We start from the raw sequence: 15863 nt of genomic DNA, 5'->3' as shown, positions 1-15863 counted from the left end.
ACGCATTATTACTTTACAGATTAGAAAAGTTTTAATTGTCCGTTTTTATATTGTTCATGCAAATTACAGTTTAATTTCGGCATACCTTTATCTTTAAAATATCGCTGTCGCACTAATTTTACCAAATTATTAATTTGTTCTGCAATTTTACCTTCACCTCGCATTCTTGTTCCATATCTAGAATCGTTTAAAGTACCTCCGTGACAATTTTCAATTTGGTGAAGTACTTTTTCAGCAGCTTCCGGCATAGTTTTTTTAATCCAATCTGTAAATATTTCGCCAATGGCACCATTTAATCTCACAATGGTATGCCCTATGGAAACCGCCCCATAATCTGAAGCAGCTTTTGCTATTTGCAGAATTTCATGGCTATTGATACTAGGAATAATAGGTGCTATCATTACATTTACAGGAATGCCATTTTCACTCAAAGATTTAACGGTTTCAAGTCTTTTTTTGCTAGTTGCCGTCCTAGGCTCCAAAATTCTTCTGGTGTCTTCTGATAAAGATGTTATGGACAAATTCACACCAACCAAGTTGTATTTTGCCAAATCTTTAAGCACATCTAAATCTTCTAATATTCTTGAATTTTTGGTGATGATGGCCACGGGATGCCTATATTTTAAAAACACCTTTAAACATTGTCTGGTAATTTTAAATTTTTGCTCCGCAGGTTGATAACAATCAGTATTTCCTGATAACACTATTGGGCATGCTTTCCAGCTTTTCTTTTTAAGCTGTTGCTCCAATAATTTTGGCGCATCTTTCTTTACTAAAATGCGTCGCTCAAAATCCAATCCTGCACTGTAGCCCCAAAATTCATGGGTGTTTCTTGCGTAACAATACACACACCCATGTTCGCAGCCCTGATAAGGGTTCATGGAATATAGCATCCCAACATGAGGACTAGTTACCTTATTCACTATAGTTTTAGGGAAAACTTCTAAATATTTGGTTTTGTTCTTATCAGCATTTTCACCTTCTTTTTGGCAGAATTCAAGGAAATCATCACGTATTTCATGGCGCAATTCAAAGAAACGATTTGGGACGTTAAGCTGCGCACCACGTCCTTTTATGGCAGATTTTGGGTTCATTCTAATAAAATTTAGGTTTTTTGCTTTTTTGAGAAGCTTCCTAAAGTTAGGTATTATTTCTTTTGAAAAATGTTAAAGCGAAATTGGGTTATTAACAATAGAAAAGTTTTTATAAAACTGTAGTCATTATTTCAAATATTTAAACATAAATACTTGGCACTGAATTTGTTTGTAACAAAATAGTGGTTTTTACCACTAATAAGTAAAATAAACATTTAAAAAGAAAAATTATGATTCATAAGGGCATATTGGTATTAGGAGGCGTTGCATTAGGTGCAGCACTTGGTGTGTTATTAGCTCCAGACAAGGGTAGCAATACCAGAGAACACCTAAAAAAAGAAGGTAAAGACATCAAAGATCAAATAACTCAGGATTTCTCTGAGGTAAAAGATGATTTATCAAAAGCAGCGGCTTCTGGTAAAGAAAAACTAAAAGAGGAACTTAAGGATATGGCTTCTAAAACAAGTTACCAAACAGAAAAGGCCATTACATTTATTGAAAAACAGTTGGCAATACTAAAAGAAAAGAATAAGACGCTTCAGAAAACAAGCTAGAAGGTTTTAAAAATCAGCTCCCAGAAAAATTAGCTTTTCTTTTTTCTAGAAAAGCTGTGGTACCTTCTTCAAAATCGTCAGTTCCAAAACAGTTCCCAAAGGCAGTGATTTCGGTTAGATAGCCATTAACACCTTCTTTAAAATTGGCATTTACAGCCTTAATAGCGGCACTAATGGCTGTTGGGGAATTTCGCATAATTTTTGTAGCAAGTGTATCACACAACTCTAAAAGTTCGTTTTGTGGCACTACATGGTTTACCAAACCATAGTGCAATGCTTTATTCGCGTCTATCATACCTGCTGTCATTATCATTTCCATGGCGCGACCTTTCCCTACCAATTGGGTTAAGCGTTGTGTACCGCCATATCCAGGAATAACACCTAAGGACGTTTCTGGCAAACCCATTTTGGCATTGTCACTGGCAACTCTAAAGTGGCAAGCCATAGCTAATTCTAAACCGCCACCAAGGGCAAAACCGTTCACTGCGGCTATTACAGGCGTGTTTAAATTTTCCACGTAATCAAAAAGTATTTTTTGTCCGTTAGCGGCTAAATAGGTGCCTTCTTCTACACCAAAATCAGCAAACTCGCTAATGTCAGCACCTGCAACAAAGGCCTTTTCGCCACTTCCTGTGATGACAATTACTTTCGTGCGACCATCAGCATCAGCTGCTTTAAAAGCTTCATGCAGCTCTTGAATCGTCTCTTGGTTTAGGGCATTTAACTTTTTAGGTCGGTTAATCGTTATGGTTGTAATGCCTTTTTCTGAATGTACTAATAAGTTGGTATAGCTCATTTTTTAATGGTTTATCAAGATTCTTCTTTTGGAAACACAACTTTAAATACCGTACCTCTATCGGTTTCTGTAGTAAATGAAATTGTGCCTTTATAGGTTTCTACAATATTTTTTACCATCGCCAAACCAAGGCCCATGCCACTGGTTTTAGTTGTAAATTTAGGTTCAAATATTTTATGCTTGTTTTCATCAGAAATTCCAGAACCGTTATCCGCCACGGTAATAATTACATTTTTGTCATCCTGTCCCACATTGACCAAAACTTGAGGGGTTTTATCATTAGGAATGGATTGTATTCCATTTTTAACGAGATTGGTTACCACCCTAATAAGTTGTGTTCTATCAAACTTGGCAATAATTTCTTCGGCATCAGATGTAAAGACAATGTAATTTTCATTAAAAATATCAAGTGCCAGTTTGGTAATGTTCACCACATTAAGTGTCTCATTTTGTTGTGCCGGCATTTTTGCGAAGTTTGAAAAAGCCGAGGCAATAGAACTCATGGTATCAATTTGCTGGATGAGTGTTTTACTGTATTCTGCTAATTTGGTGGTAATGTTTTCATCATTTGGGTCAAACTTTCGTTGGAAGTTCTGCACCGTTAAGCGCATGGGTGTTAACGGATTTTTAATCTCATGCGCTACCTGTTTTGCCATTTCCCTCCAAGCTTGCTCACGTTCGCTCCGTGCCAGTTGCACCGCACTTTCCTCAAGTTCATCTATCATATTGTTGTATGAATCTACTAAGGTTGAAATTTCTTGACTGGAATCTTCAATTACTATTTTTTCGTTTCGCCTTTCCAGTCTTGTGGCAATAATTTTATCACTAATAGTTTTAAGCGATTTAGTTATGTATTTAGATAATAAAAAGGCTATGGCTATGGCAATAATTAAGACAAATAAATACGCTAAGCCCAATCTGCCCAAAAATTCATTTAGCTCTTTTGAAAGGAAATCGTCCCGTTCTAAATATGGTAAATTGAGAATAGCTAGTGGTTTGAATTTTTTGTCGTAAATGAAGGTGTAGGACGATTGATAGGTTAATCCGTTTTCGGTAATTTTATCTACATACCGATGGTCGGCAGTATTAGAAATGGCGTTTAAAATTTCCGCTCCTACGCTCTTATTTTCTTCGTCTGGCTTTAAGTCGGCTTTTGAGGTAATAAGCAAATTTCCTTGTAAATCGTAAAGGTTAATTTGCAGCTTATGAATTTCGGCTATTGGCCCTATTTTATCTTTAAAAATTAATGGGATATTTCTAGTTTTTACCTCCCAGGTATTTTCTCTGCCATTTAAAACTCCTTTTAAATGTGCTTTAATATTTTCCTCTTTACGCTCAAGACGTTGCGTGTGGTAATCGGTAGTTTCCTCATTGTATTGATAAATAGCCACCGCTGCAATGAGTACAGATGCTATCAGTACCAATACTATCATCACTATAAAAATACGGGTACGTAAAGAGAGTTTTTTTAGTTTCATTTGCAGTTTTAATGCATTAAAGATAGTAATAATCGCACCAAAAGATATAAGGTTATTATAAAATTGAAGTATTTGAAATTGCTTTAACCGCTTAAGCTGAAGGACCGTAATTTTATCAGAAAAAAATGATAAATTCGTTTAGCGTTGGATATTGGTCATTAAGACGACGTATATCCGCCTAAGCTAAAAGAACCCTCTGAAAATACCCCTAAACCTCATAAAGCGATGACCTTAGCAAGCATACCCGCGTTAGGGATTGAATACTTCGACTCCGCTCAGCACAGGCTTCATGTTGGAGCTCCTGACGAAGGAGGGATTGAGTAGTGAAAGCCTGCCTGCTGACAGGTAGGCCCGAATACGCCCTTGGCGAGGCAACTCCCAAACAGTTTAAGCCTCAGGATTTTTTTCTCGAATGTTTTTATAAAGCTTGAATCCTAGCATGATAAGGATCCCTAAAATAACGATGCCAATAACGCCCCATATCCAGTTGATGGCGCTTTTTAGGATGACCAAAAAGATAACGGCAAAAAGGATGAAGGTGGCACCCTCATTCCAGATGCGCATGTAGTTTGATGATTTTTTTACCACATCATTTTGTAATTGTTTGTAGTATTGATGGGTTTTTAAGTGATAGATAAACAATAAAATGATGAAGCCTAGTTTTACCTGCATCCATGGCATGTAAAAGAGTGTCGGGTTGATGTAAAAGAGACTTAAACCAAAAATCAGGGCTAAAATTGCCGATGGCCATGTGATGATGAACCACAGCCGTTTTGCCATAAGCTTTAGCTGCTTGCCTAAAATTTCCTTTTCTGGCGAGGGTTTATGAAAGGCTTCAATTTGATATACAAACAATCGCGGAATATAGAATAGCCCCGCAAACCAAGTGATGACGAAAATGAGGTGAAATGCTTTTAGGTAAAAATACGTCATGGTTGCCCTAGTGTGTTATTTAAGCGGTTTGCGGTTTTTCCACTGCTGTCCATTCCTTTGCGATGTTTGCAATAACTTGGGCAAAATCCTCACGGTCGTTTAGGCAAGGAATCACCGTAAATTCTTTTCCGCCAACTTCATGAAATATTTCTTCGCCTTCCATGGCAATCTCTTCCAAGGTTTCCAAACAATCGCTAACAAAGGCTGGTGTTACAATCGCCATTTTTTTAATACCGGCTTTCCCCATACGCTCAATAGTGCGGTCTGTGTAAGGTTGCAACCATGGGTCAAACCCCAATCTAGATTGAAATGTTGTGGAATATGTGCCTTTTTTTAAGCCTAACTTTTTTACCACATTAATGGTGGTGATTTCACATTGATGGCGGTAACAGAACTCGTGTTGCTTGCTCCCCATTTTAAAGCAACATCTACCATCCATTTTACAGTTTCCGTTGGTAATATCGCTTTTGCGAATATGTCGCTCTGGCACACCGTGGTAACTAAACAGGATATGCTCATAATCCAAACCATCTAATTTTTCGGCAATACTTGTTGAAAGCACGTTTATGTAATCTTCCCGTCCGTAAAACGCAGGTGTTCGGGTGATGGTTACTTGCGGGAAATGTTTAGCAACCAATTCATCCACTTTTACATCGATAGTCTCGGTAGTTGCCATTGCAAATTGAGGATACAGCGGAATGGTTTTGATTTCCGTACAGCCTTTATCCACCAATTCTTGAAGGCCTTTTTTAAGTGTCATACTTCCATAGCGCATTGCTAGAGCTACAGGATATTCAACCTTTTCCTGAACTTTTTCTTGAAGCCTTTCTGATAGCACAATCAATGGCGAACCTTCTTCCCACCAAATTTTTTTATATGCTTTTGCAGAAGCTTTTGGTCGTGTGTTTAAGATAATGCCTTTAACGAGCAAGGTTCTTGCCCAAAGTGGTACGTCTATCACACGTTCGTCCATTAAAAATTCACCTAAATATTTCTTTACGTCTTTAGGTTCTGGACTGTCAGGAGAACCTAAATTCACTAAAAGAATGCCTTTCATTTTTCTTTTTGCTTTACAATTTTATAGAGTGTTCACTATTCTTTTTCCAAAAGTGCGGTTCTAACGGCTTCAGGTATCATAGAATTTACCATTGCAGCCATATTCTTTTCATTTCCTAAAAACTTCCAACCGTCGTATTGAGGATCGTTTATAGCAAACATACTTGCATCGTTATTTATTACTACAGATGTGGTGGCTACGTCAACAGTTACATTTTCTGCTCCAAATTGAGCTGCCATGTTAGTTTTCATCATATCTAAATATGCTTGTCTATCCGCTTCAGGTTTATCTTTTTCGGTTAAAAACGTCATGCGCATCTTGCTGTTATAATACACCACAGCATAATTTACACCATCTACTTCTTTTTCATCGCTTATGCTTTTCACGTCGTTAGAAATAAACTCAATCTTCATTTGTGGCGAATTGAACATTTGCTCCATGCCTGTTTTCATCTGTTCCTTTGTCACCATCTCGAACACTTTTGGATACATATAGTCTAAAAAACCATCAATGTTCATATCCGTCATCAGATTATAATAATTCTGTGCTTCTTTTTGAATCTCTGCTTTGTGGGATTGTGAAAAAACTGAAGCTGAAAATAGAAATGCGAGTACTAGTGTTGTTAAAAATCTCATAAAAGTATTTGTTTCGAGCAAAAATACGACACATATTTCACAATAGCCCCATAAATTGCCCGTTCACTCATTGATAAAATCTATTAACTCATTTGCGTTACTTAAACGTCTATTTATTTCTATATTTAGCAATTCAATAGTTCAATATGAAAAAAACACTGTTCCTTTTATTGGTTTCGTTTGTCTGTAGTTTCTCGTTCTCACAGGAAAAAAGTCTGCTTTGGGAAATCTCAGGAAACGGATTAGAACAGCCATCATACATTTATGGTACCATGCACGTGAGCAGTAAAGTTGCTTTTAGATTAGACGATGTTTTTTACAAAGCCTTGAACAAAAGTGAATGTGTTGCTTTAGAATCTGACCCAACACAATGGCTGAAATATATGCACGAGGACTTTGGTTTTAATTATGATTTTGACAGTTTTTTATATGGGAATGATTTCTATGCAAACCTATTTAGGTTGTCGCCCTTGGATCCTATGCAAATGCGCAGTGTTATACGATTTGACAATTATTTGATAAACAGCTATCTGTATAGAAAGAACTCTTATGTTGATGATTTTGAAGAGGAAACTTATCTGGATATGTTTATTTACCAAGCTGGTAAAAAGAACAACAAACCTGTATTTGGGCTTGAGGACTTTAGAGAATCACGCTACTTGACTACAAAAGCAAGTTTTAACATGAACAAGCGTAAGCCAGATGACTGGTTTATAAAACTCATGGAAAAGAAAAATATGTTCATGTTTCAAGAAGACGTTTACCGCGAGCGAAATATTGAATTGTTGGACTCTATAGGTGCTGCTACAAACACCAACTATTACAGAGAGCACATGCTATTTAAGCGCAACGAGAACATGGTAAATGTTCTGGATACCCTAATGCACAAAAAGGTTGTGTTTTCGGGTGTAGGTGCTGCACATTTAGGCGGCGAAAAAGGCATGCTTAATATGTTGAGAAACAAGGGGTACACTGTAAAACCTTTGGTTTCCAAACAAACCAAATATGCTAAAGCTGAAAAGGACAAGTTGGAGCAGAAATTTACTGTTCCTAACATGGCTTTGCAATCTACGTCTGATGGTTTTATCAGTATTAAAAGTTTTGATGAACTTAGAGAATTTAGCGCAGAAGGTATCAAATATTATGTGGCTCCTGATATGACGAATGGCGCTTACCTAACCATCAACCGATTAAACACTTTTGAATATTTGCCAAATAGAAATAATACGGTTGACCTCGCTTTTATTAAAAACCTGCTGTATGAAGATGTACCTGGAACTATAATTGAAAAGGAAGAGTTTGATGCACCTTATCCTGGTATTAGTATTTTAAATAAAACGAAAAAAGGGGATTATCAAAAATATCACATCTACAAAACACCTTTAGAAATTATTGTTATAAAGTTTGGCGGCAAAAAGGATTTTGTGCTTTTGCATGAAGCTGAAATTTTCAACTCCATTAGTTTTAAACCCGTAGGTTATACTAAAACCACCTTTAGAGAACCTCATGGAAAATATACATTTGAGTGTCCTGACAACTACATCACAGCAAACTTAGAGCATACAGGCAAAAAGCTGGTGCAAGCACAGAGTAAAAATGGAGCGTTTTATTTCTTTCAAGAATCGCCTCAACATGACACGGAATATATTGAAGAAGATGCTTTTGAAGCCAAATACATTCATACCAGTTTTTACAAAAACCTTGACATTAAAAATGTAAACCCAGAGGCAACAAATGACATTTACAAAAGTTATTTGTCGTCTATAGCTTTAGATTCTACCTCAACAAGTAAACTCTGGTTAAAATCCCTTGTAAAAGATGGCAGCTACTATTTAATGGGATATTACGGGAGCAAAAAAGATGAAGCTATATCTTATTTTACATCTTTAAAATTTGATAATGCCAACTACAACGACTTTAAAAAAGTTACGGATACATCGCTATTTTTTACAGTTAACTCTCCTGTAAAAGCACCATTACCTTTTAATCAGTTTTATGATAATTTTAATCAAAAGAAACCTTACAACCAAACTGTTAAAAACACGGTATATACCACAAAAGCTAATGAGCAAATTGCCATAAGTAGAATTAAGTTTCACGACTTAAAAATGTATCAAAACGCCGACAGTTTATGGAACCAAATGTATAAGAAAACTAATTTTCTTAAACCTCGAGAACTACCTCAAACATCCGAGCATAAAAAATTAAAACCCATTGCCGAAAAGCGTTACAGCAAAAATGGGTACAATTATTACACACATAAATTTAGGGATTCTTTAAGCACGAAAGAGGTTTTAATAAAATACATTCAGAAAAAAGGGATATTGTATAGGCTTGAAGCACTTACAGATTCTATTAATAAACCTTCAACGTTTTTAACAGAATTTTTCGATTCGTTTACACCAATGGATACCCTGCTTGGGAAAGATATTTTTGAGGATAAAACGGATATATTCTTTAAAGCACTCAAAGAGAATGACAGTATTGCCTTAACTGGCTATAGTGAGTTGGTGTTTTCAAAAAAACACACTTCAAAGCTTATTGATATCATTGATGATTTTAAGTTTCCTGAAAATAAAACTCAAATTAAAAACTATTTAATTAGGCAACTCATTATAAACGATAAGAGCGAGATTGTCACCAATTTTGCAAGACAATTATATCTAAAATCATACTCGCAACCTTCCATTCAAAATATTATTTTAAATGCCTTTTTTCAACGAAGGGATAAAGCTTCTTATGAATTTGTTTTGGAGCTTATGAATACTGATTTACCTCTTGGATCTAAAACCCCAAGTTTTTCGTTATACAGCCAAAAAGCCGATTCGTTAAAAACAGCTAAAGTTTTGTTTCCAGAATTATTAAATTTTTCGGTAGTCGAAGAATACAAAACGCCTGTTTATGGGCTATTATCACGATTACTGGATAGTAGCACCGTAAAACCAAAAGTTTACAAAACCTTTAAAAAGCAAATTATTAATGATGCCAAAATTCAAATAAAACGAAGTTTGGGAAACAGACAGCATTATTCTTACGGTATCAGAAACGCGTTTTCTTTAAACAATTATGTAAAATTATTGTTTCCTTACCGCGATGACAAAGATGTAAGGTTATTTTATTTAAGACTTTTGGAAAGTAAAGATTGGGAGGCATTAACCACCTATTACACGCTGCTGAAATCTAAAAATGAATTCATTTCAGATCAATTAAAGGACAAAACACTTTTAAACGAAGCTGCACAATATATACTGATACCAAAACTGAAAAGGCATAAAATCTTGGATACCTCAGAAACTAGCGTGGTAGATTTAAAAACCTATGCAAAGTCTAAATTATTTGCCAATAGCTATTTTAAACCATCTGAAAATACTATTGAACTACTGGAAGAAAAACATTTTGAAACAGACAACAACATACCTATTCGATTGTTCTTATACAAAAGGACAGACAAGCGTCAGAATCAAGACAATGAGTTTTTACATGTTATTGCTTTTGAAGACACAAAAGACAAAATGTATAAGCTGAAACCTTATTATACCGGACTTAAACGTGGTATCTCTATTTCAGGCTATAAAACTGAAAAAGACATCATTGATGATATTATACTTCAAATTAAGCATAAAACCCGAAAGCGCATAAAGATAAACATGTATTAAAACACCTTTAGTGCTTTATATCTTTCTGTTGATAAAAATTAGGATGCGTTTCACTTGGATTGCAATCTTGAAAGATGCCACAAGACGTACTAGGTTTTGCTAATGATTTGCCTTGAACATATTGTTTTGACAAGGCTTCAATCTCTGGGGTTAGAAATTTCATGATAAATGAGTTTTGGGGTTAATCATTTATCAAATCTAATAAAATTTGATTAAAACGTATTAATTTAAGGACATAACGTACTTTTTTGGCGTTGTACCATACTTCTTTTTAAACGCTGCAATAAAGTGGCTAGAGGTACTGTATCCTACTTTATGGCCTACTTCATTAACATTGTTCTCTCCTGATTCTAAAAGCTTGCGAGCCACTTCCATTTTATAATCAAACAGAAAACTAAATACGGAATCGCCATAAATTTGCTTAAATCCTTCTTTTAATTTTTTAATATTCAATCCTATTTCATCGGCTAATTCTTGTAATGTTGGCGGTTCCGCCATTCGGGAAACTATGATGTCTTTTGCTTTTCTAATTTTAATCACGTTAGCTTCATCCACTAAAAACGGACATTGCTCAACATCGGCATCCTCACTTCTATTAAAATACAAACTCAATAATTCGTAGGCTTTTCCTTTGAAATACAATTGTTTAATAGTTGCATTTAAACTATAATTTATCAATTGATTCAAAACAATCGCCATCGACGGTGAAATCACACCATCTTTATAATATTTTTTGTCCTTATTTTCAGAATTTAAGAATGAGATATAGTCGGCTTCCTGAGAAAATAAACCATGGAATTTTTTAATGGATATTAAAATAGACACTATCCAAGAATTGGGTTCAACTTGAAGATCTATCGGTAATTCGCGTTGTGGGTTATACAACAGCAACGAATTTTCCTCATGTATATCCAAACTATAACGGCCTTGGTTAAAAACGAATTTAGTACCTCCTTTGATACAGAAATGAAATTGAATAAACGTGCTATCTATGTCTTTTGCAACACTTTGAGCGATACTTTCGTCATTTTTGAAGGTTAATACCAAAAAACCGTCATCTATTTTTGTCTCTTCAAAAGTTCTTCTAGCGATACTTTTTGCACTGTGCTCTGCGTTCATTTTTTCTTATTTATTTAGAATAGTTCTAAATTAAAGCATTCAAAACTACCAAATTCACTACAAAAGTATGACATTTATCATATTTTTTCTGCAAAATGCTTTAAAAAACCACAAACGATATTAAAAGTTCTTTCAGCGTTATTTTTTTATTATCAATGACGTTACTTTTGTGTGGCAATTTCAGGTAGAGTAATGCATAAATACAACATAAGTAGAAGTAGTTCTTTTTACGCCATTGGCTTGAGTTATAAGAAAGCTGACGCCGATATTCGTGGTCGTTTTAGTTTGGATAATGACGCAAAACATGCATTACTACAACAGGCTAAAGACAACGACATCGAAAGTTTAATAGTCACTTCTACCTGTAATAGAACCGAAATTTATGGTTTCGCACAGCATCCGTATCAACTTATTGAATTACTATGTGATAACACCAACGGTACTGTTGAAGAGTTTCGCGATGTAGCCTACATTTACAAAAATAAGGAAGCTATTGCGCATATGTTTCGTGTGGGTTCTGGATTAGATAGCCAAATCTTAGGTGATTTTGAAATCATCAGTCAGCTTAAGTCCAGCACTAAACTCTCTAGAACATATAATTTACTGAATCATTTTTCCGAGCGTTTGGTCAATGCTGTGATTCAAGCCAGTAAGCGTATCAAAACAGAAACAAATATTTCATCAGGAGCAACTTCGGTATCGTTTGCTTCAGTACAATACATTTTTAAAAATGTAGAGAATGTTTCCAACAAAGACATATTGCTTTTCGGTACAGGAAAAATTGGTAGAAATACTTGCGAAAATCTTGTAAAACATACCGAAAACGAGCACATTACACTCATCAATAGAACAAAAGACAAGGCTGAAAAAATTGCTGGTAAGTTCAATTTGGTAGTAAAGGATTATGCCAATTTACAAGAGCAAATTAGCACTTCTGATATTTTAATTGTCGCTACAGGAGCGCATCGCCCAACCATAGATAAGCATATTATTCAAACTAAAAAGCCACTTTTAATTTTAGATTTATCTATTCCGAAGAATGTGAATGAAAATGTTCAGGAATTGGACAATGTCTCTTTGGTACATCTGGATCATCTATCAAAAATTACTGATGAAACTCTTGAAAAACGTAAAGCTGATATTCCATTAGCTGAAACTATTATTGAAGACGTAAAAGCAGAATTTAATAGCTGGCTAGAAACTAGAAAGTTTGCACCTACCATTAAAGCTTTGAAGCATAAGCTGACGGATTTTGCAACAGCAGAGTTAGATACGCAACGTAAAAAATTATCTGACTTTAACGAAGAACAAGCAGCATTAATCAGCAATAAAATCATTCAAAAAATAACTAATCATTTTGCCCATCATTTAAAAGATGATGACGTTTCTACGGATGATAGTCTAGAACTGATAAAAAAAGTATTTCAGTTAGAAGAACCTCAAAAAACAAATGTCTAAAACCATAAGGATTGGTACGCGCGATAGCGAATTAGCGCTATGGCAAGCCAAAATAGTACAAAGTTTACTCGAAAAAGAAGGACATGCAACAGAACTGGTTCCAGTAAAATCCACAGGTGATTTGGTGTTGGATAAACCGCTTTACGAATTAGGCATTACAGGTATTTTTACTAGAACGCTTGATATCGCCATGTTAAATCACGATATCGATATTGCAGTACATTCGTTAAAAGATGTACCTACCGTTTTGCCAAAAGGCATTGTACAAGCGGCAGTTTTAAAGCGTGGTAACGTCAATGATACTTTGGTATTTAAAAGCAATGAAGAATTTTTAAGTGCTAAAGATGCCGTAATTGCTACAGGTAGTTTACGCCGAAAAGCACAGTGGCTTAACCGATACCCAACACATACTATAACAGATTTGCGTGGTAACGTTAATTCTCGTTTGCAGAAACTTCAAGATAACGACTGGAATGGTGCCATTTTCGCCGCTGCAGGTATTGGTAGAATTGGCATTAGGCCAGAAGAAGCCATTAATCTTGATTGGATGATTCCTGCACCAGCCCAAGGTGCCATTATGATTACTGCTTTAGATGAAGATGATTTTGTTAAAGAAGCTTGCGCCGCGTTAAACCATGAAGAAACTGAGATTTGCACTACTGTAGAACGTAAGTTTTTAAATAGATTAGAAGGCGGTTGTACAGCACCAATAGGGGCTCTAGCTTTTATTAAAAATGAAGAAGTACATTTTAAAGGTGTACTTTTAAGCAAAGATGGTTCCAAAAAAATAAACGTAGAACGTTCTGAAAAACTAGGCAAACACGAAGATTTAGCCGTGTTTTGTGCTGATTATATTATAGAGCGCGGTGGTAAACGTTTGATGGATGAAATTAAGTACTCAAACAAGGTTACCAATGTATTTTCAACTAAAAAATTAACGCAAGATCAGCAAAAGCTATTTCATGAAAAAGTAGTATCAAAAAGCGATGATTTTATTAAAATAAGTTTGAATCGTATTCGTCCTCAAATTTTAAAATCTGAGATTGAAAATGTTATTCTTACAAGTAAAAATGCTGTTGAAGCACTCATTACAAATTACTCTGCTGAAGAATTACAATTTAAAAATATTTATTGCGTAGGCAGAAGAACCAAGCGTTTAATAGAACGTAAAATAGGACCTGTGAAGCATTCTGCTAAAAACGCAAAAGCACTAGCAGCATATTTAGTAGAATATATTGAAGGTACAGCAGTAACCTATTTTTGTAGTGATATTAGATTAGACGATTTACCAACAACTTTGAGCGAAAACAATATAAAAGTTAACGAAGTTGAAGCATACCAAACTAAATACGATGGGCATAAAGTAGAAGATTCTATAGAAGGTGCCATGTTTTATAGTCCTTCAACCGTAGAAAGCTTTGCTCGCAGTAACAAGAGTGATGTAATAGCATTTTGTATAGGAGAAACCACAGCAAAAGAAGCAAAAAAGCATTTCAAAGATGTTAGAATTGCAAAAGTGCCAACTGTAGAAAGTGTGATTGAATTGGTGAATGCGCACTACGTTTGATAATGGCTGTTAGCCTTTAGCTCTTAGCTGTTGGCGCCACCGTTATGAATATAAAGCTAAAGGCTAAGAGCTAGATAGAATGAGGGATTTTAGAAAACTTGAAATCTGGAAGAATGGTATTGAACTTGTAAAACAGGTATATCGATTATCTGATAAATTACCATCTGAAGAGAAGTTTGGTTTACGAAGTCAGATCACAAGAGCATCGGTATCTGTTCCTTCAAACATAGCTGAAGGTTGTAGCAGAAATAGTGAGGTTGAGTTTAAACGCTTTCTTGAAATAGCAATAGGTTCACTTTTCGAAGTGGAAACACAACTTGTCATCGCACAAGAGTTAAAATTTATAGAAGAAAAAGAACTAGAAATTGTTTTTACTTTAATCCAAAAAGAAGCAAGAATGATAAATAGTTTAATAAATAAAATCAAAAATAGCTGATACGCCTTAGCCAATAGCTAAAAGCCAACAGCCAACAGCCAGTTATGATAAAGAACGATTTATTTTTAAGAGCATTAAAAGGAGAAACGGTAGATCGTCCACCGGTATGGATGATGCGTCAAGCAGGACGTTACTTGCCAGAATTCATGGAAATTAAGGCAAAATACGATTTCTTTACGCGTTGCCAAACCCCAGAATTAGCCAGTGAAATTACAGTTCAACCCATTCGCAGATACGGTATGGATGCGGCTATTTTGTTTAGTGATATTTTGGTCATTCCACAAGCCATGAATATCGAGGTGCAGATGAAGCCAAATTTTGGCCCATACTTACCAAACCCAGTTCGTTCTCAAAAAGATGTTGATAATGTAATTGTACCAGATGTTACGGTAGAATTAGATTACGTATACCAAGCCATAAAAGCCACCAAAGAAAAACTAAACGATGAAATTCCATTAATTGGTTTTGCAGGCTCACCGTGGACCATTTTATGCTATTGCGTGCAAGGTCAAGGCAGTAAAAACTTTGATAAAGCCAAAGAATTTTGTTTTACAAACCCTGTAGCAGCTCATCAATTGCTTCAAAAAATTACAGATACCACTATTGCTTATTTAAAAGAAAAAGTAAAAGCAGGCTGTAATGCAGTACAGGTGTTCGATTCTTGGGGAGGCATGCTCTCACCAGTAGATTATCAAGAATTTTCATGGCAATACATCCAGCAAATTATTGACGCTTTAAAAGATGACGCCCCAGTAATTGCCTTCGGTAAAGGCTGTTGGTTTGCGTTAGGCGAAATGGCAAAATCTGGTGCTGCAGCCTTGGGTGTAGACTGGACCTGTTCTGCAAGAAACGCACGTTATTTAACAGGTGGAAACATAACGCTTCAGGGTAATTTCGACCCCACACGCTTATTTTCACCTCCAGCAGAAATTAAGAAAATGGTGCACCAAATGATTAACGAATTTGGTAAAGACAAATATATTGTAAACCTAGGCCATGGCATCTTGCCAAATATAGGTTTAGATAATGCCAAAGCGTTTATAGATGCTGTAAAAGAGTACGAAAATTAAAATAATTTGG

Annotated in this window: 14 protein-coding genes; 6 read left to right on the top strand and 8 right to left on the bottom strand. The window is 35.4% G+C overall.

Translation table 11 applies throughout. The annotated features are described in order from the left end of the window. Positions 1 to 20 precede the first annotated feature (20 nt). Positions 21 to 1094 carry a PA0069 family radical SAM protein gene (locus tag EYD45_RS15615; protein WP_130965554.1) on the bottom strand — a complete coding sequence of 358 codons (1074 nt, stop codon included), beginning with the start codon at positions 1092 to 1094 and terminating at the stop codon, positions 21 to 23. A 230-nt stretch (positions 1095 to 1324) separates the two neighbouring features. Between EYD45_RS15615 and EYD45_RS15610 the strand changes: the two genes are divergently transcribed. Next, complete coding sequence (locus tag EYD45_RS15610; protein ID WP_130965553.1) at positions 1325 to 1648, top strand: YtxH domain-containing protein; 324 nt, start codon at positions 1325 to 1327, stop codon at positions 1646 to 1648. A gap of 13 nt (positions 1649 to 1661) precedes the next feature. Here EYD45_RS15610 and EYD45_RS15605 read toward each other — a convergent pair whose 3' ends face one another. The 5 genes from EYD45_RS15605 to EYD45_RS15585 form a co-directional block, all read right to left on the bottom strand. Continuing rightward, entirely contained in the window at positions 1662 to 2444 is a 783-nt protein-coding gene (locus tag EYD45_RS15605; protein ID WP_130965552.1) for an enoyl-CoA hydratase/isomerase family protein, read from the bottom strand. Between the two features lie 14 nt (positions 2445 to 2458). Continuing rightward, a complete protein-coding gene (locus EYD45_RS15600; protein WP_130965550.1) occupies positions 2459 to 3922 on the bottom strand; it encodes a sensor histidine kinase in 1464 nt (487 codons plus the stop codon). 387 nt (positions 3923 to 4309) lie between these two features. Further along, the gene (locus EYD45_RS15595) at positions 4310 to 4855 is read right to left on the bottom strand and encodes a CopD family protein (RefSeq protein WP_130965548.1); all 546 of its coding nucleotides are present in this window, start codon (positions 4853 to 4855) and stop codon (positions 4310 to 4312) included. A 19-nt stretch (positions 4856 to 4874) separates the two neighbouring features. Further along, positions 4875 to 5912 carry a ferrochelatase gene (gene hemH, locus EYD45_RS15590; protein WP_130965547.1) on the bottom strand — a complete coding sequence of 346 codons (1038 nt, stop codon included), beginning with the start codon at positions 5910 to 5912 and terminating at the stop codon, positions 4875 to 4877. Positions 5913 to 5947: 35 nt separating this feature from the next. Further along, positions 5948 to 6547 carry a hypothetical protein gene (locus tag EYD45_RS15585; RefSeq protein ID WP_130965545.1) on the bottom strand — a complete coding sequence of 200 codons (600 nt, stop codon included), beginning with the start codon at positions 6545 to 6547 and terminating at the stop codon, positions 5948 to 5950. A gap of 146 nt (positions 6548 to 6693) precedes the next feature. On the opposite strand from EYD45_RS15585, the gene EYD45_RS15580 reads away from it, so the two are divergent. Continuing rightward, complete coding sequence (locus EYD45_RS15580; RefSeq protein WP_130965544.1) at positions 6694 to 10203, top strand: TraB/GumN family protein; 3510 nt, start codon at positions 6694 to 6696, stop codon at positions 10201 to 10203. Between the two features lie 7 nt (positions 10204 to 10210). Here EYD45_RS15580 and EYD45_RS16770 read toward each other — a convergent pair whose 3' ends face one another. Together EYD45_RS16770 and EYD45_RS15575 are read right to left on the bottom strand one after the other, a co-directional pair. Continuing rightward, a complete protein-coding gene (locus EYD45_RS16770) occupies positions 10211 to 10366 on the bottom strand; it encodes a hypothetical protein (protein WP_165453952.1) in 156 nt (51 codons plus the stop codon). 59 nt (positions 10367 to 10425) lie between these two features. Next, positions 10426 to 11322 (bottom strand): helix-turn-helix transcriptional regulator, encoded by an 897-nt coding sequence (locus EYD45_RS15575; RefSeq protein ID WP_130965543.1) that lies wholly within the window; start codon positions 11320 to 11322, stop codon positions 10426 to 10428. 192 nt (positions 11323 to 11514) lie between these two features. On the opposite strand from EYD45_RS15575, the gene hemA reads away from it, so the two are divergent. The 4 genes from hemA to hemE all read left to right on the top strand — a co-directional run bounded on the left by hemA (position 11515) and on the right by hemE (position 15853). Further along, a complete protein-coding gene (gene hemA, locus EYD45_RS15570; protein ID WP_130965542.1) occupies positions 11515 to 12780 on the top strand; it encodes a glutamyl-tRNA reductase in 1266 nt (421 codons plus the stop codon). Further along, positions 12773 to 14347 (top strand): hydroxymethylbilane synthase, encoded by a 1575-nt coding sequence (gene hemC / locus EYD45_RS15565; protein ID WP_130965541.1) that lies wholly within the window; start codon positions 12773 to 12775, stop codon positions 14345 to 14347. The genes hemA and hemC overlap by 8 nt, the downstream gene beginning before the upstream one ends. A gap of 79 nt (positions 14348 to 14426) precedes the next feature. Continuing rightward, positions 14427 to 14783: a four helix bundle protein gene (locus EYD45_RS15560; RefSeq protein ID WP_130965539.1), complete on the top strand. Its 357-nt coding sequence runs from the start codon at positions 14427 to 14429 to the stop codon at positions 14781 to 14783. 44 nt (positions 14784 to 14827) lie between these two features. After that, entirely contained in the window at positions 14828 to 15853 is a 1026-nt protein-coding gene (hemE, locus tag EYD45_RS15555) for a uroporphyrinogen decarboxylase (protein ID WP_130965537.1), read from the top strand. Positions 15854 to 15863: the final 10 nt, after the last annotated feature.

Source organism: Hyunsoonleella flava (assembly GCF_004310325.1).
GTDB lineage: Bacteria > Bacteroidota > Bacteroidia > Flavobacteriales > Flavobacteriaceae > Jejuia > Jejuia flava.
The sequence above is the reverse complement of the archived record's forward strand: the minus strand, read 5'-3'. Positions and strand labels throughout refer to the sequence as shown.